20 protein-coding genes are annotated in these 25,736 nt (G+C 72.1%); 8 read left to right on the top strand and 12 right to left on the bottom strand.

What is annotated here, in order from left to right:
• The first annotated feature begins 69 nt into the window (after window positions 1-69).
• The gene (locus tag ACH34T_RS37215) at window positions 70-552 is read left to right on the top strand and encodes a metallopeptidase family protein (protein WP_396025686.1); all 483 of its coding nucleotides are present in this window, start codon (window positions 70-72) and stop codon (window positions 550-552) included.
• A gap of 13 nt (window positions 553-565) precedes the next feature.
• Here the strand turns inward: ACH34T_RS37215 and ACH34T_RS37220 are convergent, their stop codons facing one another.
• From ACH34T_RS37220 to ACH34T_RS37235, 4 genes are all read right to left on the bottom strand, one after another.
• Window positions 566-2,110 carry a DUF5719 family protein gene (locus ACH34T_RS37220; protein ID WP_396025687.1) on the bottom strand — a complete coding sequence of 515 codons (1,545 nt, stop codon included), beginning with the start codon at window positions 2,108-2,110 and terminating at the stop codon, window positions 566-568.
• Window positions 2,107-5,370 carry a glycosyltransferase gene (locus ACH34T_RS37225; RefSeq protein WP_396025688.1) on the bottom strand — a complete coding sequence of 1,088 codons (3,264 nt, stop codon included), beginning with the start codon at window positions 5,368-5,370 and terminating at the stop codon, window positions 2,107-2,109. The genes ACH34T_RS37220 and ACH34T_RS37225 overlap by 4 nt, the downstream gene beginning before the upstream one ends.
• A 198-nt stretch (window positions 5,371-5,568) precedes the next feature.
• Window positions 5,569-5,784 carry a WhiB family transcriptional regulator gene (locus ACH34T_RS37230; protein WP_171064042.1) on the bottom strand — a complete coding sequence of 72 codons (216 nt, stop codon included), beginning with the start codon at window positions 5,782-5,784 and terminating at the stop codon, window positions 5,569-5,571.
• A gap of 289 nt (window positions 5,785-6,073) precedes the next feature.
• Window positions 6,074-7,072: a hypothetical protein gene (locus ACH34T_RS37235; RefSeq protein WP_396025689.1), complete on the bottom strand. Its 999-nt coding sequence runs from the start codon at window positions 7,070-7,072 to the stop codon at window positions 6,074-6,076.
• Between the two features lie 377 nt (window positions 7,073-7,449).
• Between ACH34T_RS37235 and cofD the strand changes: the two genes are divergently transcribed.
• The 3 genes from cofD to ACH34T_RS37250 all read left to right on the top strand — a co-directional run bounded on the left by cofD (window position 7,450) and on the right by ACH34T_RS37250 (window position 12,338).
• On the top strand, window positions 7,450-8,403 hold the full coding sequence (cofD, locus tag ACH34T_RS37240; RefSeq protein WP_396025690.1) for a 2-phospho-L-lactate transferase: 954 nt from the start codon (window positions 7,450-7,452) through the stop codon (window positions 8,401-8,403).
• Window positions 8,400-9,686, top strand: a complete 1,287-nt coding sequence (locus ACH34T_RS37245; protein ID WP_396025691.1) for a coenzyme F420-0:L-glutamate ligase — start codon at window positions 8,400-8,402, stop codon at window positions 9,684-9,686. The genes cofD and ACH34T_RS37245 overlap by 4 nt, the downstream gene beginning before the upstream one ends.
• Window positions 9,687-9,788: 102 nt before the next feature.
• Entirely contained in the window at window positions 9,789-12,338 is a 2,550-nt protein-coding gene (locus tag ACH34T_RS37250) for a bifunctional FO biosynthesis protein CofGH (protein WP_396025692.1), read from the top strand.
• Window positions 12,339-12,363: 25 nt separating this feature from the next.
• Here ACH34T_RS37250 and ACH34T_RS37255 read toward each other — a convergent pair whose 3' ends face one another.
• From ACH34T_RS37255 to ACH34T_RS37275, 5 genes are all read right to left on the bottom strand, one after another.
• Window positions 12,364-13,308: a LysR family transcriptional regulator gene (locus tag ACH34T_RS37255; RefSeq protein ID WP_396025693.1), complete on the bottom strand. Its 945-nt coding sequence runs from the start codon at window positions 13,306-13,308 to the stop codon at window positions 12,364-12,366.
• Between the two features lie 293 nt (window positions 13,309-13,601).
• Window positions 13,602-14,432 carry a DNA-3-methyladenine glycosylase family protein gene (locus ACH34T_RS37260; protein ID WP_396025694.1) on the bottom strand — a complete coding sequence of 277 codons (831 nt, stop codon included), beginning with the start codon at window positions 14,430-14,432 and terminating at the stop codon, window positions 13,602-13,604.
• A 217-nt stretch (window positions 14,433-14,649) separates the two neighbouring features.
• Window positions 14,650-15,717, bottom strand: coding sequence for a sugar phosphate nucleotidyltransferase (locus tag ACH34T_RS37265; RefSeq protein WP_396025695.1), 1,068 nt, complete (start codon window positions 15,715-15,717; stop codon window positions 14,650-14,652).
• Between the two features lie 47 nt (window positions 15,718-15,764).
• Window positions 15,765-16,898 (bottom strand): glycosyltransferase family 4 protein, encoded by a 1,134-nt coding sequence (locus tag ACH34T_RS37270; RefSeq protein WP_396025696.1) that lies wholly within the window; start codon window positions 16,896-16,898, stop codon window positions 15,765-15,767.
• Between the two features lie 114 nt (window positions 16,899-17,012).
• Window positions 17,013-17,717 carry a class I SAM-dependent methyltransferase gene (locus tag ACH34T_RS37275; protein WP_396025697.1) on the bottom strand — a complete coding sequence of 235 codons (705 nt, stop codon included), beginning with the start codon at window positions 17,715-17,717 and terminating at the stop codon, window positions 17,013-17,015.
• A gap of 65 nt (window positions 17,718-17,782) precedes the next feature.
• Between ACH34T_RS37275 and ACH34T_RS37280 the strand changes: the two genes are divergently transcribed.
• Together ACH34T_RS37280 and trxA are read left to right on the top strand one after the other, a co-directional pair.
• Window positions 17,783-18,790, top strand: a complete 1,008-nt coding sequence (locus ACH34T_RS37280; protein ID WP_396025747.1) for a YbhN family protein — start codon at window positions 17,783-17,785, stop codon at window positions 18,788-18,790.
• Window positions 18,787-19,110: a thioredoxin gene (gene trxA, locus ACH34T_RS37285; RefSeq protein ID WP_138644064.1), complete on the top strand. Its 324-nt coding sequence runs from the start codon at window positions 18,787-18,789 to the stop codon at window positions 19,108-19,110. Before ACH34T_RS37280 ends, trxA begins: the two co-directional genes overlap by 4 nt.
• On the opposite strand, the gene ACH34T_RS37290 is transcribed toward trxA, so the two are convergent.
• From ACH34T_RS37290 to ACH34T_RS37300, 3 genes are read right to left on the bottom strand one after another with little or no spacing between them, the layout of a single operon-like run.
• Complete coding sequence (locus ACH34T_RS37290; RefSeq protein WP_396025698.1) at window positions 19,091-20,182, bottom strand: glycosyltransferase family 4 protein; 1,092 nt, start codon at window positions 20,180-20,182, stop codon at window positions 19,091-19,093. The genes trxA and ACH34T_RS37290 overlap by 20 nt on opposite strands.
• Window positions 20,183-20,192: 10 nt before the next feature.
• The gene (locus ACH34T_RS37295) at window positions 20,193-21,230 is read right to left on the bottom strand and encodes a glycosyltransferase family 2 protein (protein WP_396025699.1); all 1,038 of its coding nucleotides are present in this window, start codon (window positions 21,228-21,230) and stop codon (window positions 20,193-20,195) included.
• Window positions 21,231-21,269: 39 nt separating this feature from the next.
• Window positions 21,270-23,300, bottom strand: coding sequence for a hypothetical protein (locus ACH34T_RS37300; protein WP_396025700.1), 2,031 nt, complete (start codon window positions 23,298-23,300; stop codon window positions 21,270-21,272).
• A 99-nt stretch (window positions 23,301-23,399) separates the two neighbouring features.
• Between ACH34T_RS37300 and ACH34T_RS37305 the strand changes: the two genes are divergently transcribed.
• The gene (locus ACH34T_RS37305) at window positions 23,400-24,242 is read left to right on the top strand and encodes a TIGR03089 family protein (RefSeq protein ID WP_396025701.1); all 843 of its coding nucleotides are present in this window, start codon (window positions 23,400-23,402) and stop codon (window positions 24,240-24,242) included.
• Window positions 24,243-24,308: 66 nt separating this feature from the next.
• Window positions 24,309-25,733, top strand: coding sequence for an LCP family protein (locus ACH34T_RS37310; protein WP_396025702.1), 1,425 nt, complete (start codon window positions 24,309-24,311; stop codon window positions 25,731-25,733).
• Window positions 25,734-25,736: the final 3 nt, after the last annotated feature.

Genomic DNA, 25,736 nt, shown 5'->3' on the forward strand with positions numbered 1-25,736 from the left:
GACCCTCACCGTATGGCCATTGCACACGTGTTCGGCGAGGTGGAGGCGCGGTGGAGGTACGCTTGTGGCGTGCGATCCCGTGTGGCAGGCGTACGGCGCCGCGATCGGCACGGCCGAGGCGTTCGTGGTCCTCTGACACCCCCGCAGGCGCCCGTCTCGCGCACCCGCGCCGAACGGTTCGACGACCTCGTCGACGACGAGGTGCGGCGGCTGGGCGGCCGCTGGGGCCGTGAGCTGGCCGGGGTGCGGTTCACCGTCGAGGAGGTTCCGAGCGTCGAGCCCTCGTTCGACGGCCCGATCCCCCTCGGCCATACCGTCCTCCAGCCCCCACCCACCACCAATCAGACGTCGAGCTCCGCTCGGCCCACCGTTCCCAGTGAAGGCGACCGTCCCGTTCGCATCACGGTGTTCCGGCGTCCGGTCGAGGCGCGCGCGAAGGGCGAGGCCGAACTGGCCCGCCTGATCCGCGACCTCCTGGTCGAGGAGGTGGCCGATCTCCTCGGCCTCTCCCCCGAATCCGTCGACCCGAGCTACGACTCGCCCGACGAGTGACCGGCGACCACGATCAGCCCGGGGTCAGGGTGCCCTGGGAGTCCGCGGTGTCGGGCAGGTGGACGATGGTGGCGGCGGGCACGATCGGCAGGACGGTGAACAGGTAGTCGTCGTCCTTGCCCTTGGCGAGCGTGCGGGAGGCGTGGACGGGCCCGGAGCCGGGCTTCAGGGTGATCACGACGCCGTAGGCGGTGTCGTCCTTGGCGTCGCCGTTCGGGGCCGCCAGGGCGGTCTCTGTGGTCCGCCCGGCGGGGATCCTGATCTCCTGCGGGGCGCCCTTGCCCGTGGCGTTCATGGCCGTGACCTCGACGGTCGCCGCGCCCGCCGGGGCGGTGAGGACGAGCGAGGAGTCGAACCGGTTGTCGGCGACGATGCCAGGCCCGGACCCGGCGAGCGGGGGCGTGGACGTCCCGTAGGCGATGTCCGCGCCGCGCTCGGCGGCGAACCCGGCGAGGATCGGACGGTCCGCGACGAGCCGGATCGCGCCCGCCTTGCCCACCAGGGCGCTGTCGACGGCGAGGGACGTGACGGTCTTGGCGGGCGCGTCGAGGACGTCCTGGCCCTGCGGGGCGAACGCGCCGTCCTTCGTGATCACCTGCGTCCTGATCCTGGCGTCTGCCTCGCCGGGGACGGAGATCAGCAACCGGCGCTTTCCAGGGCCGCCGGGCACGCCGGGGACCACGACCGACGACGCGGGCGCGGGCGACCGCGGCAGCCACTCGACGCCCTCCTTCTCCCCGGCGCGGACGCGCAGGGACGCCGCGACCCGGCCGCCGCTGGCACGCACGCGCAGGGCGAGGTCGGCGGCGCTCTTGACGACGTCGCCGAGCCCCTCCGGCGCTTCGCCGATCTTCACGACCTTGGTGGTGTACGGGTCGACGCGGACGCCGCGTCCGTCGGTCGTGTCGAGCGGGCCCTCGCCGGACAGGGCGATGAGGTCCACGGACGCGGGCCTGGGGTCGACGTTGGTGAGGTAGAGGTCGAGCTCGTCGGCGGCGACGGGGCCGGGACCGATGAACCACTGGTCGGTGGCGGGTGCGGCGCAGCGGGCGCCGGCGAGGCCGCGGTCGTCGCCGCCGTCCTCGTAGGTGGTCTGTTCGGCCGCGAGCCCGCCGGCCATGGGGCCGGTGGCGCGGAGGGTGTAGGAGTCGTCGCCGGATCCGGTGTCCTTCGTCCAGGCCTGGCCGGGCGACGTCATGTACGCGAGCGCGGAGCCGCCCTTCGTCGGCGCCAGGTCGACGCGGCCGCCCTTCTGACCGGCGGGGAGGGACTGGACGGCCAGCCGTCCGTCCTCGTGGCCGGGGCAGACCAGCACCGCGGACGTGACGGGGACGTCCTTACCGTTCGCCGACGCGTCCCCTGGGCGGGAGAACGTCGCGGCCCCGTACAGGGCGGCGACGCCGACGAGCATGAGGGCGGCGGAGGCGTACCGCATGCCGAAAAGGCGCAGGAGCGTGTCCGTGTTCGCGAGCTTGTCCACGTTGATGAACTTGCGAGGGTTCAGGAGCTTGCCGGAGGCCATGAGCTTGCGGGGGTTCATGAATTTGCGGGCGTTCACGAGACCTCCTCCGGCTTCGGGTCCTCCACCGGAGGCGGTGAGTCGTGCTCGACGCGGACGTGGCTTCCCCGGCGGCGACCTCGCCGTCCACGGCCGCGCCCGCGTTCTCCCTCGCGTTCACGCCCACGTCCACGTTCGCGTCTGCGTCCGTGTTCGCCGGTGGACTTGAAGTTGTCGGCCTGCGCGCCCGGCAGGGCCAGGACGGCGACGAGCAGCACGGCGACGCCTTGGACGGCGATCCAGATGTGACGCATCGTCATAGACCTGGTCAGCTGGAACTCTCCTCCGGCGGCGGGAATGTCGTAGCCCTGCGCCCAGCCGTCCACTTCCCGTTCTTGGAGGGCTTGGCCGTTCAGGGTGGCGTCCCACCCGCCGTCGGACGGTTCGGCAAGGAGGAGGGTGCGCGTGCCGTTTCCGGGTGGGATCTGCATGCGGGCGTCGATCCGTCCTGCGGGAAGGGGCGTGACGTTAGGCCCTTCCAGAAGCATCATGCGGGCGGACGGTGTCTGGAGCCGCCACACGGCGAACGTGTCCGTGCGGCTGAGGCGCGTCAGTTCGGGCGCCGAGTCGAGAACCTCGGTGATGGGGTCCGTCTTGGGATGCGGCACCAGGATGTACTGGACGCCCATCCGGGTCAGTGCGGGACCGTCGTCGCCTTCGCGGCCCGCTGCCAGACCGGCGACGAGGTCGTCCAAACGGTCGTGGGCCGGGCCGCCGTCCGCGACTTCGGATTCACCGATGCGTGGACGGGCGTCCCTGAGGAGCGTGTAGGAGACGCGTCCGTTCGGCTCTTTGTGCAGGACGAGCGTCCTCGCCCCGCCCGCCCCGTGGACGAACGCGGGCACGGCGTCGGGGTCGAGTTTGCCCAGCGGGCCGCCCGCGCCCCCCGCCACCCAGAATCCGGCGGCGAGCACGGGGGCGGTGAGCGCGGCGAGCACGACGACCGCCCCGCCCGCCTTGTAGATCAGGTGGTTGCCCGCGAGGGCCTCGGTGGCGCGCTGGACGACCGCCGTCGCCGCGAGCAGCACCCCGGCCCCGGCGAAGATCAGCGCGACGCCGGGCCAGACGGGCGCCTCGTCCGCGCCCTTGGCGACGGTCGCGGCGCTGGTCAGGATCGCGACGAGCAGCCCGTAGACGCCCAGCAGCCAGCCCGCCATCACGGTGTAGCGGCGGCTGCGCAGCGGCAGCGCGCACACGGCGAGGGCGAGCAGACCGGCCAGGGCCCAGCGCGCGGGCGTGCCGGGCCCGCCGGGGTCGAGGGCGAGCAGGTCGGCCGCGGCGGCGGGCTCGAACCAGCGGTGCAGGCCCGCTTCGACCAGCCAGCGCGACGGGTTCAGCAGGAGCCCGACCGTCCACGGGAGCATCAGCAGCGGCGGGACGCCGAGCGCGATGACGAGGTTGCGGCGGGCGCGCCGTCCAGGACGGTCGAACAGCGCCCACACGGTCGCGGCGGCGATCACGGCGATCAGCCAGGTGAGCGGGACGAACGCCATCGCGACGGCGAGCAGCAGCGCGGCCGCCCACGCCGCCCGGCCCGCGCGCTTGCGGCGCGTCCTGACGTCGAGCGCGGCGGCCTCCGAGCGCGGCAGCCCGTACACCCGGGCGATGTTCACGGCGATCAGCGGCAGCAGGACGAGGACGACGGCGGTGCCGAGCCGTCCGCCCGCGATGGCGCCGGTGGCCGGGGGCAGCAGCGCGTAGACGGCGGCGAACCACGCCCGGACGGCGCTGACCGGGATACGGCGGGCGTTGGCGCGCGCGCGGCGTCCGGTCCGCGTCGGCTCCGTCACCAGCAGCCGGGACGCACGGTAGGCGGTGAGGCCCGCGAGCGGCACACTGCCGAGCAGCAGGACCGACACTGTCAGCCACGGCTTGCCGAGCGTCACCGTCGACAGGACGGCGAGGACCCCCACGTACGGCGGACTGCCCGCGTCACTGCCGAGCCCCACCGGATGCCAGCCGGACAGGTACTGGGCCCACAGGTCGCTAGCGCCGCCCCACGCGGGGACGAGCGCGCCGCCGCCGAGCCGTCCGGCGGCGGTGAGCAGGGAACGTTCCGCGGCGACCGCGACCGCGGCCAGCGCGAGCACGATCAGGACGCCGGGGCGGGCGAGCAGGCGCCGGATCGGGCCGGGCTCGTCGGACGGGGCCTCGTCGTCGTCGCGGTCTTCGCGTTCCCGTTCGTGGGCGGCGAGGTACTCGGAGACGGCCTCGACCGTGCGGCGCAGCACGACCCATCGGGCCTGGAAGCGCCGGACGGTGCGGTACACGCGTTTCCGGCCGTCCGCGCGGGCCGCCCGCGCCGCCCGCACCCGGCCCGGGTCGCGTAGCACGTCGCCGAGCGCGCGCAGCTCCTCGCGGGCCGCGGCTGGCTGCTTGGTGGCCGTCAGGTAGAGCGCGTGGGCGAGGGACGCCCACACGTTGCGGAGCAGCGACCGCAGCATCGCGCCGAGCGGCTGGTTGGCCAGCAGCGTGTGGACGGCGTTGCGCCGGTCGCGGCGGGCCGGATGCTCGGCGGTCATGCCGGTCTCGCGGAGCCCGCGCCGGGACGCCTCCGCGTGGTACACGACCGCGTCCGTCGCGGTCACGACCCGGTGGTCGGCGGCGTGCACCCGCCAGCAGAAGTCGAGGTCGTCGCGGAAGAGGCCGTAGTCGGCGTCGAAGCCGCCCAGCTTGTCCCACACGTCGCGGCGGACGAGCATCCCGGCGCTGCCGACCGACAGCACGTCCCGGACGCCGTCGTGCTGCCCCTGGTCGAACTCGTGCGCGTCCAGGCCCGTCTCGCGGCGTCCGGCGGCGTCGACCGTGACGCCGACCTCCCGCAGGACGCGCCGGTCGTCCCAGTCGCGGACCTTCGGGCCGAGGACGGCCACGCTCGGGTCGGTGTCCGCGGTCCGCAGCAGCTGCGCGAGCGCGTCGTGGGCGGGCGCGGAGTCGTCGTGCAGGAGCCAGATCCATTCGGTTCTGGAGCTTCCGGGGTCGTCGTCGGGGACGGGCTCGGACGCGGCGTCCTGCTGGAGCGCCTCCGCGACCGCCTCCCCGTATCCGGTGGTGCGGGGCAGCGTGAGGATCTTCTCCGCGCCGACGACCTCGGCGAGCACGGCGGGCCCGCGGTCCTGGCTCCCGGTGTCCACGGTCACGAGGCGCTGCACCGGACGCGCCTGCGTCAGCAGCGCCTTCAGCGTCTCGGGGAGCCACCGCGCACCGTCGTGCGCGACGAGGACGGCCGTGACGACATGGCGATCGAGAGTGGGGGACAAGGATCGCTCGATCTGTGGGACGACAGGTTCAGGGCAGGGCCGGCTGAGACATCAGCAGCCGTGCCGGCCCGGGGGCCGACACGGCTGATAACTGTACGCGCGGCCGTACGGGACTCGCCTCGGATCCCGGAGATCCGCGGGTCGCGCGACCGGGTCTCCCCTACCCGGCCGCCTCCCCGCGGTTTCCCGGCGACGGCGTCAGACGGCCTGGCGCTTCAGCTTGCGACGTTCTCGCTCGGAGAGACCTCCCCAGATGCCGAAACGTTCATCGTGCTGCAGCGCGTACTCCAGGCACTCCGTACGCACCTCGCACGCCCGGCACACCTTCTTGGCCTCGCGAGTGGAGCCGCCCTTCTCCGGAAAGAACGCCTCCGGGTCGGTCTGCGCGCACAGGGCGCGCTCCTGCCAGCCCATCTCTTCGCCGTCTGTGCCGTGCGCCAGCGGGATGACCACCTCGCTCACAGCGCACCTCCCTGCCCGTGGAACCCCCTGGTCAATGCCTTCCCTCCGGTTCCTTCCCCCGAGAAGGCATCGAAACTACACCGACGAAATTACACGCGTGTAGCGCCCGCCCCGTCAAGCCGATAGAGCTTTCCGGGGCGACAAAGCGGGTTATGCCGGGATGGCCGGGGAGGACCTTTGATGAAGATCACTTAAACCGGAGGGGGTTCCGGGGACGGTTCCGGGGGGCGTTCCGGGGCGGCTACTGCGGCGGCGGGGGACGGTTGTCCCGGTACCAGTCGCCGTCCTGCTGCTCGCCGGCGCCAGGCTGCGGCGGCGCGGGCTGCGTGCCCTGCGGGCCCTGCTCCTGGCCGCTACCGCCGTACGCGCGGGTCCACTCGCCCATCTCCTCCTGCTCGGTGGGCTGCTGACCCTGCTGACCCTGCTGCTGCTCGTACGCCTGCTGCTCGTAGCCCGGCTGCGCCGCCTGCTGGCCCGGCTGGCCCGGCTGCTGCTCATAGCCCTGCTGGCCCGCCTGGTAGCCGTACTGCTGCTGGTAGTCCTGCTGCTGGCCGTACTGCTGCTGGGGCTGGCCGTACGCCTGCTGGCCGTACTGCTGCTGCTCGTAGCCCGGCTGCGCCGCCTGCTGCCCCTCGGCGCCCGGCTGCTGCTGGCCGTACTGCTGGTATTGCTGGTACTGCTGCTGGCCGTAGGCGGCCTGCTGGCCGTACCCCTGCTGGCCCGGCTGCACCGGCTGGCCGGGCTGCCCCTGCTGGTATCCGAATTCGCCGTAGCCCGGTTGCATCTGCGGCTGCGGACGCGCCGGCTGCAGCCCCTGGAAGACGGTGTAGGCGAACCATCCGCCGATGCCGACCACGGCGATCTTCCCGGCGCCGATAAGGAAGACGGACAGTTTCGTGAGGGCTTTCGTGGTGTCGGAGTCGGTGAGCATTCCGGCGAGCCAGCAGATGACGCCGAACAGGGCGACGCCGCCGAGCACGCCGAGCGCTCCCATGGTGATCGTCCGGGCCTGCGGCGTGGGCGTCTCACCCCAGGTCACCAGCAGGACCGCCAGGACGAGGAGGCCGACCGTCCCGACTTGGAGGAACATCCCGTCGCGGGTCTCGACCAGGGCGCTGAGCGTGAAGGGAGCGTCGTCCCCGAGAAGCGTGATGATGCCCGCGAGCAATTGCAAACCCGCAGACGCGATCAGTACCCAGGCGGCCGGTTCGCGCAGGCGCTGGACGGCTTCCTTGTTCACGGTGAATTCTCCCAGACCGAGGCAATCCGATTACACGGCAAAGCTTTGCATACTTTATCTCCCAGGGGGGCGACCCCCTGGAACCCCCGTCACGGCCGGGGGGCCGTTTCCCGAGCCGCTGGCGCGTCTCGTGAAACGGCGCTTCCAGCCCAGGGGGCGACCCCTGTAACCCCGTCACGGTCGGTGAACCGTTTCCCGAGCCGCTGGCGCGTCTCGTGAAACGGCCCCCCGACCGTCGGGTCGTGCGACCTCCGGCGCGGGGCGCCTCCGGTCGCACGACCCGTGACCTCGGTTCAGGTCTTGTCCAAGTGGGGTGTTGTGGCTCGTCCTAGAACCCGTGGGGGATCGGGGGCGCCCTGGGTGAATAGGGTGATCGCATGAAGATCGTGGCGCTGGCGGGCGGTATCGGGGGCGCTCGCTTTCTGCGTGGGCTCCGGTCGGCCGTCCCCGCGGCCGAGATCACCGTGATCGGGAACACGGGGGACGACATCTCCCTGTTCGGGCTGCGGGTCTGCCCCGATCTGGACACCGTGATGTACACGCTCGGCGGCGGCATCAACGAGGAGCAGGGCTGGGGGCGGGCGGGCGAGACGTTCGCCGTCAAGGAGGAGCTCGGCGCGTACGGCGTCGGGCCGGACTGGTTCGGGCTGGGCGACCGCGACTTCGCGACGCATATCGTCCGGACGCAGATGCTGGCGGCCGGTTACAAGCTGTCGGCGGTGACCGAGGCACTGTGCGACCGGTGGAAGCCGGGCGTGCGACTGATCCCGATGACCGACGACCAGGTCGAGACGCACGTGGTGATCGAGGACGAGCGCGGGCGGCGGGCGATCCATTTCCAGGAATGGTGGGTGCGGCTGCGCGCGTCCGTCCCGGCGCTGTCGATCGCGGCGGTCGGGGCCGAGGAGTCCGCGCCGGCGCCCGGGGTGATCGCGGCGATCGAGGCGGCGGACGTGGTGCTGTTCCCGCCGTCCAATCCGGTGGTCAGCATCGGGACGATCCTGGCCGTGCCCGGGATCCGGGACGCGATCGCGGCCAAGACCGTCGTGGGCGTCTCGCCGATCATCGGCGGCGCGCCCGTGCGCGGCATGGCGGACGCGTGCCTGACGGCGATCGGCGTGGAGACGTCGGCCCGCGCGGTCGCCGAGCTGTACGGGCTCGGGCTGCTGGACGGCTGGCTCGTCGACGAGGCCGACGCGGACGTGCGGGTGGAGGGCATCGAGGTGCGGTCGCGTCCGCTGCTGATGACCGACGCGGACGCCACCGCCGCCATCGGACGGGCCGCCGTCGACCTCGCCTTGGAGCTGAAGCAGGAGGAGGAGGCCCTGTGAGGATCGAGGTGTTCGGGGTCTCTGGGTTGCCGGAGGTGGTGGCGGGGGACGACATCGCCGCGCTGATTCCGGGCGGGACGGTGGCGGACGGCGATGTGCTCGTCGTCACGTCCAAAATCGTCAGCAAGGCGGAGGGGCGGGTCCTGGTCGCGGACGACCGGGAGAAGGCCATCGACGCCGAGACGGTGCGGGTGGTGGCGCGGCGGGCCCATGCGCGTGGCGAGACGCGGATCGTGGAGACGCGGCAGGGGCTCGTTCTAGCCGCCGCCGGGGTGGACGCGTCCAACACGGCGCCGGGTACGGTCCTGCTGCTGCCGGAGGACCCGGACGCCTCCGCCCGCCGCATCCGCGCGGGGATGCGGGAGCGGGCCGGGGTGGACGTCGCCGTGATCGTGTCCGACACGCTCGGGCGGCCCTGGCGGAACGGGCTGACGGACGCGGCGATCGGCGTCGCGGGCCTGGAGCCGCTGAGCGACCTGCGCGGCCGGGACGACGCGCACGGGAACCGCCTCGAAGCCACGATCACCGCCGTCGCCGACGAGGTCGCGGCCGCGGCGGAGCTGGTGAAGGGCAAGCTCGACGGGGTGCCGGTCGCGGTCGTGCGCGGCCTGTCCGGGCTGGTCACGAGGGAGGACGGGCCGGGCGCGCGGGTGCTGGTCCGTCCGGCCGAGGAGGACATGTTCCGGTACGGGCCGTCCGAGGTGCTGGGGGCGCGGCGGACGATCCGCGAGTTCACAAATGATCCGGTCGACCCGGCGGCGGTGCGGCGGGCCGTCGCCGCCGCGATCACCGCTCCGGCGCCGCACCACACGACGCCGTGGCGTTTCGTGCTGCTGGAGTCGGCGGAGTCGCGGACGCGGCTGCTGGACGCGATGCGCGACGCCTGGGAGGCCGATCTGCGCCGCGACGGCTTCTCCGAGGAGTCGATCACCAGGCGGCTGCGGCGCGGCGAGGTGCTGCGGCGGGCCCCGTACCTGGTCGTGCCGTGCCTGGTCATGGACGGCTCGCACGACTATCCGGACGAGCGCAGGTCCACGGCCGAGCGCGAGATGTTCGTCGTCGCGGCCGGGGCGGGCGTGGAGAACCTGCTGGTCGCGCTGGCGGTGGAGGGGCTCGGCTCCTGCTGGGTGTCGAGCACGATGTTCTGCCGCGACGTCGTCCGCGAGTCCCTGGACCTGCCGGACGACTGGGACCCCATGGGCGCCGTCGGCGTCGGCCACCCGGCCGCGCCGCCGCGCGATCGCCCGCCGCGCAGCCCGGACGACTTCATCGAGGTTCGCTGAGCGAGGAATAGATCGCGGGCCGGGCGGGCTGATCGGTGTGTCCGGAATTTTCCGGGGGTCCGGCTCCGTGCGGAATATGACGATTGACATAGAGTGCCCCGCATGGACGCCATGAGCTCCGCGCTTCGCCGGGCGCTGGCCCGCGCGCGTGACGGCAAGACACTGGACCGATCCGAGGCCACGACACTGCTGGGAGCCCGCGGGGCGCAGCTCGACGATCTGCTCTCCTACGCGGCCCGCACCCGGGACGCCGGTCTGGACGCCGCCGGGCGGCCGGGCGTCATCACCTACAGCCGCAAGGTGTTCATCCCGCTGACCCGCCTGTGCCGGGACCGCTGCGGGTACTGCACGTTCGCGACCGTCCCGCACAAGCTGGACGCGCCCTACCTGAGCCCGGACGAGGTCCTGGAGATCGCGCGGCAGGGCGCGGAGATGGGCTGCAAGGAGGCCCTGTTCACGCTCGGCGACCGTCCCGAGGACCGCTGGAAGCAGGCCCGCGAGTGGCTGGACGCGCACGGCTACGACGACACGCTCTCCTACGTCCGCGCGATGGCGATCCGGGTGCTGGAGGAGACCGGGCTGCTGCCGCATCTGAACCCGGGTGTGCTGACCTGGCGCGACTTCCAGAGGCTGAAGCCGGTCGCGCCGTCCATGGGGATGATGCTGGAGACGACGGCGACGCGGCTGTTCAGCGAGCGCGGCGGCCCGCACTTCGGATCGCCGGACAAGGACCCGGCCGTCCGTCTGCGGGTCCTTGAGGACGCGGGCCGCACGAACGTGCCGTTCACGACGGGCATCCTCATCGGCATCGGCGAGACGGCCGAGGAGCGCGCGGACGCGATCTTCCAGATCCGGCGGACGATGCGCGAGTACGGCGCGATCCAGGAAGTCATCGTGCAGAACTTCCGCGCCAAGCCCGACACGAAGATGCGCGACACCCCCGACGCCGAGCTGGAGGAGCTGGCCGCGACGATCGCGGTGACGCGGCTCGTCCTCGGCCCGAAGGCGCGCGTGCAGGCGCCGCCGAACCTGGTCGCCGACCAGTTCGCGCTGATGCTGCGCGCCGGGATCGACGACTGGGGCGGCGTGTCCCCGCTGACGCCCGACCACGTGAACCCGGAGCGGCCGTGGCCGCAGATCGACGAGCTGGCCGCGAGAACCGCCGAGTCGGGGTTCGAGCTGCGCGAACGCCTGACGATCTATCCGGACTACGTGCGTCGGGGCGAGCCGTGGCTCGATCCGCGGCTGACCGGGCACGTCGCGGCGCTCGCCGACCCGGCGACCGGTCTCGCGCGGGAGGACGCCGTCCTTGAGGGACGTCCGTGGCAGGAGCCCGACGGCGGGTTCGAGGCGTCCGGACGGACCGAGCTGCACACCGAGATCGACACGACCGGCCGGACCGGCGACCGGCGCGACGACTTCGACGAGGTGTACGGCGACTGGGACGCGCTACGCGACCGCATGTCCGCCCCACAGCGCTTCGACGCCGACGTAAAGGCCGCTCTCGCGCGCGCGGAGCAGAACCCTGCGGGACTGTCGGACGACGAAGCACTCGCCCTGCTCCACGCCGACGGCCCAGAACTCGACGCCCTCGCCAAACTGGCCGACGATCTGCGCCGCGACACGGTCGGCGACGACGTCACCTACGTCGTCACCCGGAACATCAATTTCACGAACGTCTGCTACACCGGCTGCCGATTCTGCGCATTCGCGCAGCGCCGAACCGATGCCGACGCCTACACGCTCTCCCTGAGCCAGGTCGGCGACCGCGTGGACGAGGCCTGGGACGCGGGCGCCACCGAAATCTGCATGCAGGGCGGAATCCATCCCGACCTGCCGGGCACCGCCTATTTCGACCTCGCCCGCGAGGTGAAGCGCCGGGCCCCCGACATCCATCTGCATTCCTACAGCCCGATGGAGGTCGTGAACGGCGCGTCCCGGACCGACCTGTCGATCCGCGAATGGCTGGAGGCGGCGCGTGAGGCCGGTGTCGACTCACTTCCCGGGACGGCCGCCGAGATCCTGGACGACGACGTCCGCTGGGTGCTGACCAAGGGGAAACTGCCCACCGACCAGTGGATCGAGGTCGTCACCACCGCGCACGAGATCGGCATTCCGACGACGTCCACGATGATGTACGGGCACGTGGACAACCCGTCGCACTGGGTCGCGCACATCAAGCTGCTCCGCTCCATCCAGGAGCGGACGGGCGGGTTCAGCGAATTCGTGTTGCTGCCGTTCGTCCACCACAACTCGCCCATCTACCTGGCCGGTCTGGCGCGTCCGGGGCCGACCGTGCGGGAGAACGTGGCCGTCCACGCATTGGCGCGCATCCTCCTCCACGGCGCGATTCCCAACATCCAGACATCGTGGGTGAAGCTCGGCGACGAACTCTGCACGCGCGTCCTCCAAGGGGGCGTGAACGACCTCGGCGGAACGCTCATGGAAGAGACCATCAGCCGCATGGCCGGGTCGGAGAACGGTTCCTTCAAGCCCATCAGCGAACTGGAAGCGATAGCGGCGCGTGCGGGCCGTCCGGCCAAGCAGCGCACCACCCTTTATGGCGAGGTGCCCGCCGAACGCCTGGAGGCGTCCCGCCGCACGGACGGCATCGGCAATTTCGGGAGGCGCCTGCCGCTCGTCGGCACCTGATCAGGCGCTGCACGTCGGCGCCTGATCAGGCCACACCGCGGATACAGCTGGGCCGACGCTCGACGAGCGCGTCCGCCGAGCGGCGGAGTTCTTCCAGGACGGCCCTGACCGACGGCCGCGCGTCCGCGCCGACGCGCGTCCAGAGGACCATGCGGCGGTCGACGCGGGCGTCGGCCACGTCCCGGACGACGATGCCCTCCTCCCGCTCCGCCAGCGCCAGATCGGGGACGAGGCAGACGGCGCCGCCCCGCGCGACCATCGCGAAGATGACCATGAGGTCGTTGGAGCGGCAGCGGACGTCGGGACGGAAGCCGCCGAGCTCCACGCACGTCCGTTCGAGCAGGTCACCGTGGTTGGTGCCGACATGGCCCGTCGCCCACGGGCATCCGGCGAGGTCGACCATCCGGACCGGGCCGCCGTCCCGCGCGAGCGGATGGTCCTCGGGCAGCCCGACCCGCATGACCTCGGTGATGAGGACCTCCGCCGTCAGCTCGGGACGGCGCGGGCGCGGCAGGTGCGAGTACTCGTCCGTCAGGACCACGTCGATCTCCTGGAGCACCAGGGCCTGGAGGACGCGGTGGAACTCCTCGTCGAGGACGTCCACCACCAGCTCCGGATACGCCTCCGCCAGCCGGGGCAGCGCGGGCGCCAGGACGTGCAGCAACGCCGTCTGGAATCCGACCAGCCGCACCACCCCCGCGACCTGCCCGCTCGCCGCGAGCGCCGCCTCCTCCGCGCGCTTCGCCCGCGCCAGCAGCGCGTCCGCGTGCTCGGCGAGCACCTCGCCCGCCTCGGTCAGCCGCAGCCGCCGCCCCGCCCGCTCGACGACCGGGACGCCGACCTCCCGCTGCAGCTGAGCGAGCTGCTGCGACACCGCGGACGGCGTGTACCCGAGCGCCTCGGCGACGGCCCCGAGCGTCCCGCGCAGCTTGAGTTCGCGGAGCACCCGCAACCTGCCGAGATCCAACATAGTGAAGAGATTCTTACACAATCCCTCCAGAAACAGTCGCTGGACCTGAACGTTGGACCGGGTCAAACTGGTGGTGCGACGGAAAGAGGCGGACACCCCGCACCAACCGATCGCCCCGCGCGGGACGCTCCTCTACTGCGATCCCAAAGGACAGACCATGCTGTACGTGCTCGCCCTCATCACCGCACTCGCCGTCCTCGGCCCCCTGTTCGGCGCCGACAGCCGCGACGGCCTCGACTGGGCCCGCGACCACTTCTGGCTCCGCCGCCACCCGACCCCGGACCCGGGCCCGGTCAGAACGACCGATAGTCCCGGATCGGCAGCCGGGGGCCGCGCCTCGGCGGACGCCTGCCGGACGATTCCAGCAGCCGGGTGACCCGGTAGCGATGACCGGCGTAGGGCTCCAGCAGTTCGAGCATCCCGGCGTCGTCGACCTTGCGGCCCACCAGCGCCCAGCCCACGATGCCGGGCAGGTGGTAGTCGCCGACGGAGACGGCGTCGGGGTCGCCCACCGCGCGCTGCCTGACCTCGGCGGCCGTCCAGACCCCGATGCCCGGCAGCGACCGCAGCCGCGCCTCCCCCGCGTCCTCCTCCAGCCGTCCCGCCACGCGCGCCGCGGAGATGATCGTCCGGGCCCGGACGGCCTCCAGCCCGGCCCGATGCCACTCCCACGAGGGAATCCGGACCCACACCCCAGGCGGCGGCGGAACCCGCATATCCGGCGCGCCGGGCGCGGGCTCCCCGAACCTGCGCAGCAGGTACGCCCAGGCCCGGAAGGCCTCCTGCCCGAGCACCTTCTGCTCCATCACCGCCGGGACGAGCGCCTCGAAGACCCGCCGCGTCCGCCCGATCCGCAGCCCGGGCCGCCTGCGCAACTGCTCCCGGACGACGTCGTCCCGCGCGACGAACCCGTCCGGCTCATCGGCGTCGCCGAGTAGCTCCGGGACGCCGTCCAGCAGCCACTCCGCCCCGTCCCCCCAGGCCGTGGCCTCCACGACGCCGCCGCTCCACCGCAGCCGCAACGTCCCGGGCCCGTCCGGCGTATACGAGGCCCGCCACACGGACCCGTCCCGCCCGATCCGGAACGCCGGATCCCGCCGCCCCCGCATATGCGGCGAAAGCACCCCCAGCAAGTCAAGCGCCCCCCGAGGCCGCCACACCCGGACCAGGCCGGGGAGACGCCCAGCGGTCGCCTCCCCGGCCACACCGGACGACGAACCAGAAACATCAGACAAAGCGCTACTCACAGGTACGTCGACGGCAAAGAAGTTGCAAGCGTACGCCCGCCCGGTTCCTTGCGGCGCCGGTCGGCGATCTTCAGAGGTCGGGCGAGGCGGGAGGTCAGGCGTCGGTGGAGAAGCGGATGGCGGTGGGAGGGAGCTCCACGCCGGGCCAGACGCGGAGGCCGGGGAGGAGCTCGTTGCCGGGGCCGACGACGGCGCCGTCGCCCAGGACCACGCCGTCCAGGACGGCGCCGGGGCCCACGCGGGCGCCTCGGCTGAGGACGGAGTCGCGGACGGTCGCGCCCTCGGCGACGAACGCGTCGTCCAGGAGGACGCTGCCGAGCACGGTGGCGCCGGCCTCGACCACCGCGTTCCGGCCCACGGTGGTACCGCCGCGGACGACGGCGCCGGGCGCGACGGACGCGCCGGGAAGGGTGAGGCGCTCGCCTGGCTCGCCGGGCATCGCCGGGGAGGTCAGGGCGCCCTGGACGAGGTCGCGGGACCCCTGGACGAAGGCTTCCGGCGTGCCGACGTCCAGCCAGTAGGCCGACTCCACGTGGCCCATCACGATGGCGCCCGACGAGATGAGCGACGGGAACGTCTCGCGCTCGACGGAGACGACCTCGTCCTCGGGGATCGTGTCGACGGCGGAGCGGCGGAACACGTAGCACCCGGCGTTGATCTGGTTCGTCACCGGGTGGGGCGTCTTCTCCAGGAAGGCGGTGACGCGGCCGTCCGCGCCGGTGGGGACGCAGCCGAAGCGGGTCGGGTCGTCGACCTCGGTGAGGTGGAGGGTGACCGCGGCGCCGGACTCCTCGTGCAGTTTGACCTGCGCGCCCACGTCGTGGCCGGACAGGATGTCGCCGTTCAGGATCAGGACCGGGTCGTCCGGGCCGCAGGTGAGGGCGCGGGACGCGTTGCGGATGGCGCCGCCCGTGCCGAGCGGCTCGTCCTCGCTGACGTAGGCGAGGTCGACGCCGTGGGCGTGGACGCCGAAGGCCGCCTCGAACATCTCGGCCCGGTAGGACGTGGCGAACACGATGCGGTCGACGCCCGCCGCGTGCGCGCGGGCGAGCTGGTGGGCCAGGAACGCCACGCCGGCCGTGGGAAGCAGCGGCTTCGGGGTGGAGATGGTCAGCGGGCGCAGGCGGGTGCCCTGGCCTCCCACCAGGAGGATCGCTTCCACTCGGTTCCTTTCTCGGCCTAGCGGGTCTCGGCGTAGCGGGTCTCGGTCTAGCGGGTCGTGTCGGCGGCCCGCTGGTACGAGGCCAGGTGCGCCTTCGCGGACGCGGACCAGGAGAACTGCTGCGAGCGGATGTGGGCGGCCTCGGCCAGTTCGGCGCGGCGGGACGGGTCGTCGAAGAGGGCGGCGAGGGCGTCACCGATCTCGGCGGGCTCGGGCTCGGTGTAGGCGACCGCTTCGCCGCCGACCTCGGGGAGCGGGCCGCGGCGGGTGGTGAGGACGGGCGCGCCGCACGACATGGCCTCAAGGACCGGCAGGCCGAAGCCCTCGCCGCGGCTCGGATTCGCGACGACCAGGGCGCCGCCGAAGAAGCCGGGCAGGGCCGACCACGGCAGGTAGCCGGGGCGCAGGACGCGCAGTTCCAGCGGGACGGTGGCGAGGGCCGCGTCGACCTCGTCGTCCCAGCCGCCGCCGCCCGCGAGGACGAGCGCGGGGGCGTCCGACCGGTCCTTGCAGGCCTGGACCCAGCCGCGGATCAGGTTCGGGACGTTCTTGCGAGGTTCGAGCGCGCCCAGGTACGCCACGTAGGGGCGGCCGTGAAGACCCAGGCGGTCGGAGACGTGTTTCGTCTCCGCCTCGGACGGCCGGTGGAACACCTCGTGGTCGACGCCGTGGTAGGCCACGTCGATGTGGGTCGGGTCGGCGTGGAGGACGCGGACGAGCTCGTCGCGGGTCGCGTAGGACGGGGCGATCAGCCGGGTGGCGCGGCGGGCGGCGGTGCGGGTCGCCGACTTGATGTAACTGGTCCGGACGGGGTCGTGCACCTCGGGCTCGGCGAACAGCGTGACGTCATGGATGGTGACCACCGTGGGCAGGACCGCGCTGACCGGCATCGTGTAGGTCGGCAGGTGGATGACGTCCGCGGCGACGCGTTCCGCCACGTGCGGAAGGCCCGACTGTTCCCAGGCGAGGCGGGTGGCGCGGTGCGACAGGGTCGCCGGGCCGGCCACGACGCGCGCGCCGGGGATGAGGCCCTCGTAGCGTTCCTCGTCGGCGCGCTGGCACGCGACCGCGAGGTCGGCGCCCTGCGCGTGCAGGGCGACCAGCAGGCCGTCGACGTACCGGCCGAGCCCGCCGCGGTCGGCCGGCACGGCGGTGGCGTCGAGCAGAATCCGAGGCGCCACGGTCCACTCCCCCATCCAGCGCGGTGGCGTAGATCACCCTTTACTCTTCGAGCCTACGCCCGCCCATGCCCGCTTCGCGGGACCTCCACTCAGGCGGATCGCACCTTCTGACGACTACCTCTTGCGGGCCTGAACCAACACGATGCTGCCACGTTCGTTCGGTGCCTTGCGGTCGGCGAGCGCGACCAGCGGCGTCAGGGGCGCGGCGGCGTTGAAGCCGACCTTGCCCCCGTACGTGGACAGCGAAAGGTACAGGCGCTCGGTGGCGGCCGTGCGGAACTGGTAGCTGTGCCTGACCAGGTCTAGGCCGCGTTCGTCCATCAGCTTGCGCAGGCTCTCGTGCGTGTACGTGTGCTGGACGTGGTACTTCGCCTTGTGGGCGTCCCGCAGCTTCGGCCACGTGTCGGCGCGGCTCAGCACGTCGGCGGACATGTAGATCTCACCGCCGGGCTTGAGGACGCGCGCCATCTCGTCCAGCGACTTCCCGCCGTCGTCGAAATGCTCGATCGCGCAGACGGACAGGATCGCGTCGAACGAGCCGTCGCCGAACGGCAGGCGCAGCGCGTCGCACTCGATCAGGGCGGGGGCGTGCGCGAGCGTCCGGCCGTAGACCATCTTGCCGCGGGCCAGGTCGATCGAGACGGCGTCGGCGCCGCGCCTGCGGGCCTGGCCGGCCCAGTAGCCGTCGCCTCCGGCGACGTCCAGTACTCGCTTGCCGTGCAGGTCGCGGCCCATCCAGGCGAGGAGCGTCCCCGCCTCGCGGTACCGGCACACGTGCACCTGGTGGCCCATGAAGGCGACCACATCCGAAATCTTCATCGTCCCCAACTGTAGGACGAGTGGCGGGTCGCGAGGCCACGTTCGCCTACGCTGGGCGCGTGAAGATGAAGGCCGTCGCTGTGCGGGCCTTGCGCGTGCTGCTGGTGATGCTCGCGCTGGCCTTCTGCGCCTACAGCGTGGCGTCCCAGTGGGACGCGACGGTCGAGGCGTTCCGGCAGATGTCGTGGGCGACGCTCGTCGGCTCGCTGGCCGTGGGCCTGGCGGGGCTCTTCGTCTGGATGCTGGGCTGGCGGGAGTTCCTCGGCGGCCTCGGCTCGCCGCTGCCGATCAGGGCCATCTTCCGGATCTCGGGGATCTCGCAGCTCGGCAAGTACGTGCCGGGCAAGGTGTGGGCGCTGGTCACGCAGATCGAGATGACGCGCGAGCACAAGGTGCCGCCGGAGCGGAGCTTCGGGTCGACGCTGCTGGCGGTGGCGACGTCCACGGCGTGCGGGCTGGCGGTCGCGGCGGTGACGCTGCCGTTGACGTCCGCGGCGGCACGCGACAGGTACTGGCCGCTGTTCCTGCTGGCGCCCGTGCTGCTGGCGCTGCTGCACCCGAGGGTCGTGACGTGGTGCCTGGGGCTGATGCTCAAGATCATCCGGCGGCCGGCGCTGGAGCGGCCGGTGAGCCTCGGCGTCACCCTGAAGGCGGTCGGCTGGACGGTCCTGGGCTGGGCCTTGTTCGGCGTCCACACGTGGTTGCTGTGCATGGCGGTGGGCGGTGACGGGAATGGGCTTCCGTTCATCGCGACCGGTGCGTACGCGCTGGCGTTCGTGGCGGGATTCCTGGTGTTCATCGCGCCGGGCGGCATCGGTGCGCGGGAGGCCGCGCTGACGGTGGTGCTGACGCCGGTGCTCCCGGCGGGCGCGCCGGTCGTGGTCGCGATCGCGTCCCGGGTGCTGCTGACCGCCGCCGACCTGATCAACGCGGGCGTCGCGCTCCTCCTCGGCCGGACCCAGCCGGACGCGCGGCCGGACGCCCAGCCGGACGCCCAGCCGGACGAAGGCGGGAATGAACCGCCGTCGAAAGAGCTTGTGAGGGATACGCAGCCTACGAAGGAGGGACCGTGACGGCCCCGATCACCGTGACCGACGCGACGTTCGCGGACGAGGTCCTCAGCAGCGACACCCCGGTACTGGTCGACTTCTGGGCCGACTGGTGCGGGCCCTGCCGCATGATCGCCCCCGTGCTCGAACAGATCGCGGCGGAGCAGGACGGCAAGATCAAGATCGCCAAGCTGGACTACGACGCGAACCCCGACACGCCGACCAAGTTCGGCGTGATGGGCCTCCCCACGCTGCTCCTCTTCAAGAAGGGCGAGGTCGTGGAGCAGGTCGTCGGCGCCAAGCCGAAGCGCGCCCTGCTGAAGGTCATCGAACCCCATCTGTGAGGTTCGTGAGCACGTCGAGATAGTCGGCCCACACCGGGCCGTGGTCGACCGGGCGGACGCCGGAGCGGAGGCGCTCCGGCTCCCCCGGCGAATAGAACCGGCGCAGCGCGGCGGCCAGGGACGGGACGTCGTCGGGGGTGCAGACGAGACCGTCCACGCCGTCGCGGATCTGCGCGGCGAAGCCGCCGACATCCGTGGCGATCACCGGAAGCCCGTGCTCGTAGGCCATCCAGACGTTCTGCGACGCGGTGGCCGTCCGGTAGGGCAGGACGAGCGCGTCGGCGGCGGCGAACAGGCCCGGGACGTCGGCCGCCGGAACGTACCCCGGACGCAGATCGACGCGAGACGCCAAGTCCAGTGACTGGACGAGTTCGCGCGTCTCGTCGAGGCCGCCCCAGAACTCGCCCGCGACGGTCAGCGCGACGTCGTCCGGGCCTTCCGCGAGAGCGCGGAGCAGGACGTCCAGGCCCTTGTACGGACGGACGATCCCGAAGAACAGCAACCGCCGCCTGACCTTGGCGTCATGCTCGGGCGGGGCAGCGGACGTCGGCAGATGGGCGGGCATCTCCGCGACGCGCACTGGACGTTCCGTGAGCCCCCGCGCCAGATCGGCCTGCGCCTCGGAGTGGACGAGTACGCCGTCCACGCTGCGCAGCAGGCGCTTCATCAGCGGCTCGTCGTACGGCTTGCGCTCATGCGGCAGGACGTTGTGGCACAGCGCCACCACAGGCGCCCGATGCCGAAGCCCGGCCAGAATCCCCAGGTACGACGGCACCTGGACGGGAGTCAGCACCGCCAGGACGACCAGGTCGCGGGAGCGCAGATCACGGCCGGTGCGCCACCAGCCGTCCGGACGTCGCCAGTCGAGCCCGCGGCGGGTGCCGGGGAACGGCTCGCCCTCAGGCTCGGAGATCGTCTGCTGTCCCGGGTACAGAAACCCGGGGTACTGGGCTCGCCACGACTCGATGGCCACGTCGTGCCCGGCGGCGGCCAGCCGGTGCGCCAGCTCGGTGGTGTGGTGGGCGCCGCCGCCCTTGTACGGGAAGGCCGGGCCCACGATCGCGATCCGCATCCCGCGGCCGCTAGACGTCGCCGCGCGAGCGGACGATCAGGTCCGCGAGCAGCGCCAGCGACGCGATGATCAACCCCGTCACGAAGATCATGATGGTGTTGTTGGCGAAGTAGCCGAAGTGCACCACCATGTCGAACACGCCCTTGAGCAGCCCGATCACGATCAGCCACAGCGCGGGCGGCATCAGCACCTTGAGCGGGTTGAAGTACATCACCATCCGCAGCACCTGGAGGATGTAGCGGTAGGCGTCCTTGGTGAAGTGGAACTTCGACTTCCCGGCCCGCTTGGCGTAGTCGATCGGCAGGTACCGGACCGGGTGCTGGTTCGACAGGAACGCGATCGTGATCGTCGTCACGCAGGAGAACCCGGGCGGCAGCAGCCGCAGGTACGGCAGCGACACCTCGCGGCGGAACGCCCGCAGCCCCGAGTTCAGGTCGGGGATCTTGGTGTTGGTGAGCCGCTCGGCGACCTTCCGGATGAACCACTTCGCGGGCACGCGCAGCGCCTTGTGCGAGCCCTCCTCGCTCGTACGCGCGCCGACGACCTGGTCGACGGACGGGTCGCTGTCCAGGACGTCGACGAGCTCGGGGATCCGCTCGTTCGGGTAGGACATGTCGGCGTCCGTCCACACGACGATCTCGCCGCGCGCCTGCTGCGAGCCGATGCGCCGCACCGTGCCGGACCCGCTGTTGTGCTGGAACGCCATGACCCGCATGTTCGGGTAGTGCGGCGCCGCCTCCTCAAGCCGGGCGAGCGTGTCGTCGGTCGAGCAGTCGTCGACGGCGAGCAGCTCGTAGGACTTGCCGCTGCCGTCCATCGCCTTGGTGATGCGCTCGACCTCGTCGAGCACGTGGTCCTGCTCGTTGTAGCAGGGCAGGACGATCGTGACGTGGACGGGCCCGGCCGGCGGACCCGCGGGCTCGGGGACGGGCGCGGACTCGGGCACGTGCGCGGGCGGCGGCTCGGCGGCGCGCGGTTCGAGTGCGGGCTCGGGAACGCGCGGCTCGGGAGCGGACTGGTGCGTCGGCTCGGCAGACTGGGTGCTCACGCAGCGCGAGGATACTCGCCCGGACGGATCAGGGTCGCCTCAACTCCCGGCCCGCCGCCCCGGCGGCGGCTCGGCGATCCAGACCTCGACGGTCAGGCCCCACGTCCCGCCGGGCGCCTCGGCGAGGGTGCGGCCGTCCTGGCGCGTCCTCAGGTACAGGGCCCGTCGCGGCGTCCCGTACGGCGCGACCTCCGCCGCCTTCGCCGCCATGATCACCGGGCGCCGTCCGGCCGCGGCGATGGCGGCGGCGACGCGGTTCACGTCGGCGGGCGTGGCGCGGCCGGTGGTGCGCGCCGCGGGCACCCCGCACATGCCCCGGACGACCTGCAGGAACCGGTCGGCGGTCGAACGTTCCACGACCACGACCGAGCCGCGCGGCCCCAGCGCGTCGCACATGCCGTCGACGGCGGCGACCTCGTGCTGCTCCGTCCGCGTCGCCAGGTGGCCGCCGGACGTCAGCACGATCGGGATCAGCATCCCCGCGACGCCGGCGACCGCGACCGTCCGCACCACGCGCCGCCCGTACCCGAGGCGGCGGACGCGCTTCACCGTCCACGCGGACGCGAACACGGTGAACAGCAGCAGGCCGGGGATGACGAGGCCGATCAGCCGCCGCGACGCCCACGGATGGTCGGGCGTGATCCCGGGCCTGATCAGCACCTGCGTGGTCGTCCAGACGACCACGGCGTAGGGCAGCAGCCATTCCGGGGACCGTCCGCGCAGGAGCCGCCGCGCCAGCAGCGCCGCGCCGAGCGTCGCGAACAGCAGCGCAGGGATGCCGATGTACCAGGAGACCCAGTACAGCGAGTTCTCCGAGTACTGGCGGGTGCCGTCCACCGGAAGGTGCTGGATCCGCTGGACGGTCTCGATGAAGCGGACGTTCATCTCGTCGTCGTGCGTGGACGGCTCGCGCCGGACGGTCTGCACCAGCGGCCGGAGCGCGAACCCCAGCATCACCAGCACGGTCACGATCGCGGCCGCCCCCGGCAGCCTCCCGCGCGCGATGGCCGTACCGGCGCGGCGCAGGCGCGGGCCCGTCCGGTCCCAGCGCAGCAGCACGACCATGACCGCCGTCGCCACGACGACCGCTGCCGCGATAGCCAGCAGCGGGTCAAGGGACGGCCCCAGGTACGACAGGTACGGCCGCGACTTCGCGTAGCCCTCCACCAGCCCCGCGCCAACACCGAGCAGCAGCCCAGCACCCATCCAGTACCCGAGGACCCGCTTGCGCGCCACGTAGAGCCCGGCGAAGACGAAGACCGGCAGCACGTCCCGGAGCCCGTCGATGCGGACGAGCACGATGAGCCCGAGCGCCAGACCCGCCAGGAACGCCTTCAGGCCGGCGTGCCGTCCGTCCTCCCGCCGGACGTCGTGCAGCAGCGACAGCCCGCCCAGCAGCAGCACGATCGCGGGCAGCTCGCTGAACGTGCTGCGCGACACGTAGAGCATCGGCAGCGTCAGCGCCAGCAGCAACGCCCCGGCCGGCGCCCAGCGCGGCCCGGCGAGCCGCGCCACCAGCCCGGCGAACGCGAGCACGCAGCACGCGCCGAGCAGGGGCGCCATCAGCAGCATGCCGTGCGTGCCGCCGAGCCAGCCGCCGAGCGCCAGCACCAGCGGCAGCCCGGCCATGAACTGCGGGACGACCGCGCCGTCGTGCTGGTAGAACGCGGGGCTCTCGAAGTCCAGCGCCCGGTCGGGGCCGCCGAACGCCCCCTCCGTCAGCGGGATCGGCAGCGACCCCTCGTTCTTCAGCCACGTCGCGAACTGCACGTAGGACGCCGGGTCGCGCCGGACGATGATCTGCTCCGAGACCATGACGACCTGGAGCACCAGGAACGCCACCGTGATCGCGAGGACGGCGGCGACCGTCCACCAGGGCACGTCGGGTGTCGCCGTCCGGCCGCGCATGCCCCACCACAGGACGACCGCCGCGACCGGCACGAACAGCACGATCGCCGGGACCGGACGGAACACGCCCGCCATCAGCAGCGGCAGCGAAACGGACAACCACGCCGTGATGAGCAGTGCCGGGGCCAGCGTGACCCGCACGAGCAGCCGACCCGCGTCCATGATTCCGCCCCGTGGAAGACTCCCTGGTTCCGTGCGGAGCGTAGCGGCCCCGGCCGGGTGATGGCTCCAGGACGATCATGCGGGCATACGCTCTGACCTATGAGCGCGAACGCCGGGCCCGCCGAGCTGCTGCGGCGGCGGGTGGCGGACGACCCGTCCAGCCCGCTGGTGACCTTCTACGACGACGCGTCGGGCGAGCGCGTCGAGCTGTCCGCCCGGACGTTCGACAACTGGGTCGCCAAGACGGCGAACTTCCTGGTCGACGGCCTCGCTGCCGAACCCGGCACCCGGGTCGTGCTCGTCCTGCCACCGCACTGGCAGACGGCTGTGTGGCTGATGGCGTGCTGGTCGGCGGGCCTGGTGGTGGAGCCCGTCGACCCGGAATCGGTACGGAACGGCGCGTCCGCCGAACCGTCCGGGGCGTCCGGTCCGTACATCCTGGCGGTGGCGCAGGAGGTGCTGGACGACGTGATCGCGGACGACGCGGCGGCGGGCGGGGCCGAGGAGATCGTCGGCCTGTCGCTGCACGCGCTCGGCGGCCCGCTCGCGGACTGCCCGCCCGGCGTCACCGACTACGCCCTGGAGGTGCGCGCGCACGGCGACAGGTTCGTCCCGGGGCCGGAAGTGACGCCTGAGGCGCCCGCGCTCAGTGTGACAAAGACCACATTCACCGCCGCCGAGCTGGTCGGGGCCGCCCGCGCCGCCGCCGAAAAATGGGATCTAGACGCGCGGGACCGCCTCCTGGTTGACATGTCGTTCACCACATTGGACGGGGTACTGACCGGCTTGCTCGCACCACTAGCCTCGGGTGCTTCCGTCATAATCCAACGAAACTTCGACAAAGCCGTACTAGAGCGACGCGTAACCCTGGAACATGTGACGGTGGTGGCCGGTCCGCCCGGACGGAATGACCCATCCGGGTCCCCACGTCGGCTCGCCTGACCTACGCTGCCCTTGCCCACCCGACGCCCACCACGGAGCGACACGTCCCCCCGGACCTCGGAGCCGATGAACAGCAACCCGATGTACATGGAGTACGTCGACGACGCCGATCCGCAGTCAGCGGCGCCGCGACGCGGCTGGCGCATTCTCGGATGGGTGTGCATCGGGCTGTCGGCGGTCATGGTGGCCGGCTCCCTCACCGCCTACGGCCTGTACCGCAGGGCGTTCGGGAACATCGCGCACGAGGACGTCAACGCCCAGCTCGGCCCCAACCGGCCGAAGAAGCTGAACAGCGCGATGAACATCCTCATGCTCGGGTCCGACACCCGTGAGGGCGCCAACGCCAAGTACGGTCGCCAGCTGAAGAACGAGGCCCCCCGGTCGGACACGATGATCCTGCTGCACCTGTCCCCCGGCGGCGGGCAGGCGATGGGCATCAGCTTCCCCCGCGACCTGATGGTCCGGATGCCGTCCTGCAAGAGCAGGAAGGGCGGGGTGATCCCGGCGCAGGCCCGCGCCCAGATCAACTCGGCGTTCACCAACGGCGGCGCGGCCTGCGTCATCAAGACGATCGAGAGCATCTCCAACGTCCGCGTCGACCACTTCATGCAGGTCGACTTCAACGGGTTCAAGGCCATCACGAACGCGATCGGCGGCGTCCCGGTGTGCCTGCCGAAGGCCGTCAACGACCCGCAGTCGAAGCTCAACCTCGGCAAGGGCAAGCACAACATCAAGGGCGAGCAGGCGCTGGCGTACGTGCGCGTCCGGCACGGCCTCGGGGACGGCTCCGACCTCGACCGCATCAAGCGGCAGCAGAAGTTCATGGGCGCGCTCGCCAACAAGGCGATGAGCGCGGGCGTGCTCAGCAACCCCAAGAAGCTCCTCGACCTGATGAACGCGGTCACCAAGTCGCTCACCACCGACAAGGAACTGACGCCGCAGGTCATGATGGACATCGCCAAAGAGATGCAGGGGATGACCTCCGGCAAGCTGCGGTTCGTGACCGTCCCGTCCGGGCCCGACCCGCAGGACCCGAACCGCGTGGCGCTCAATGCCGGCGCGCAGCCGTTCTTCGCCGCCATCCGCAACGACAAGACCATCCCGAAGGAGCCGGAGGCGGGCAGCGTGAAGCTCCCGCCGAGCCAGATCCGGGTGCGGGTCTACAACGGCAGCGGCATCGACGGGCAGGCGGGACGCGTCGCCGACGACCTGGAGTCGCAGGGATTCCAGGTCACGGTCGGCGGAAACGCCTCCGGGACCACGTCCACCACTAAGGTGATGTTCGGTTCCGGCGCCGACCAGCAGGCGCAGTCGCTGGCCGCGCTGATTCCGAGCAAGCCGCAGCCGACCGCGCGCACCCGTGGTGCCACGCCCGGTCTCGTCGACCTGGTCGTCGGTAGCGACTGGACGAACCTGAAGAGCGCGGGCAGCGGCATTCCCAAGCAGCAGGGCGAGATCCGCGCCAGCGACAACATCTGCAAGGAGCACTGACCG

This window comes from Actinomadura sp. 9N215 (assembly GCF_044326345.1).
GTDB lineage: Bacteria > Actinomycetota > Actinomycetes > Streptosporangiales > Streptosporangiaceae > Spirillospora.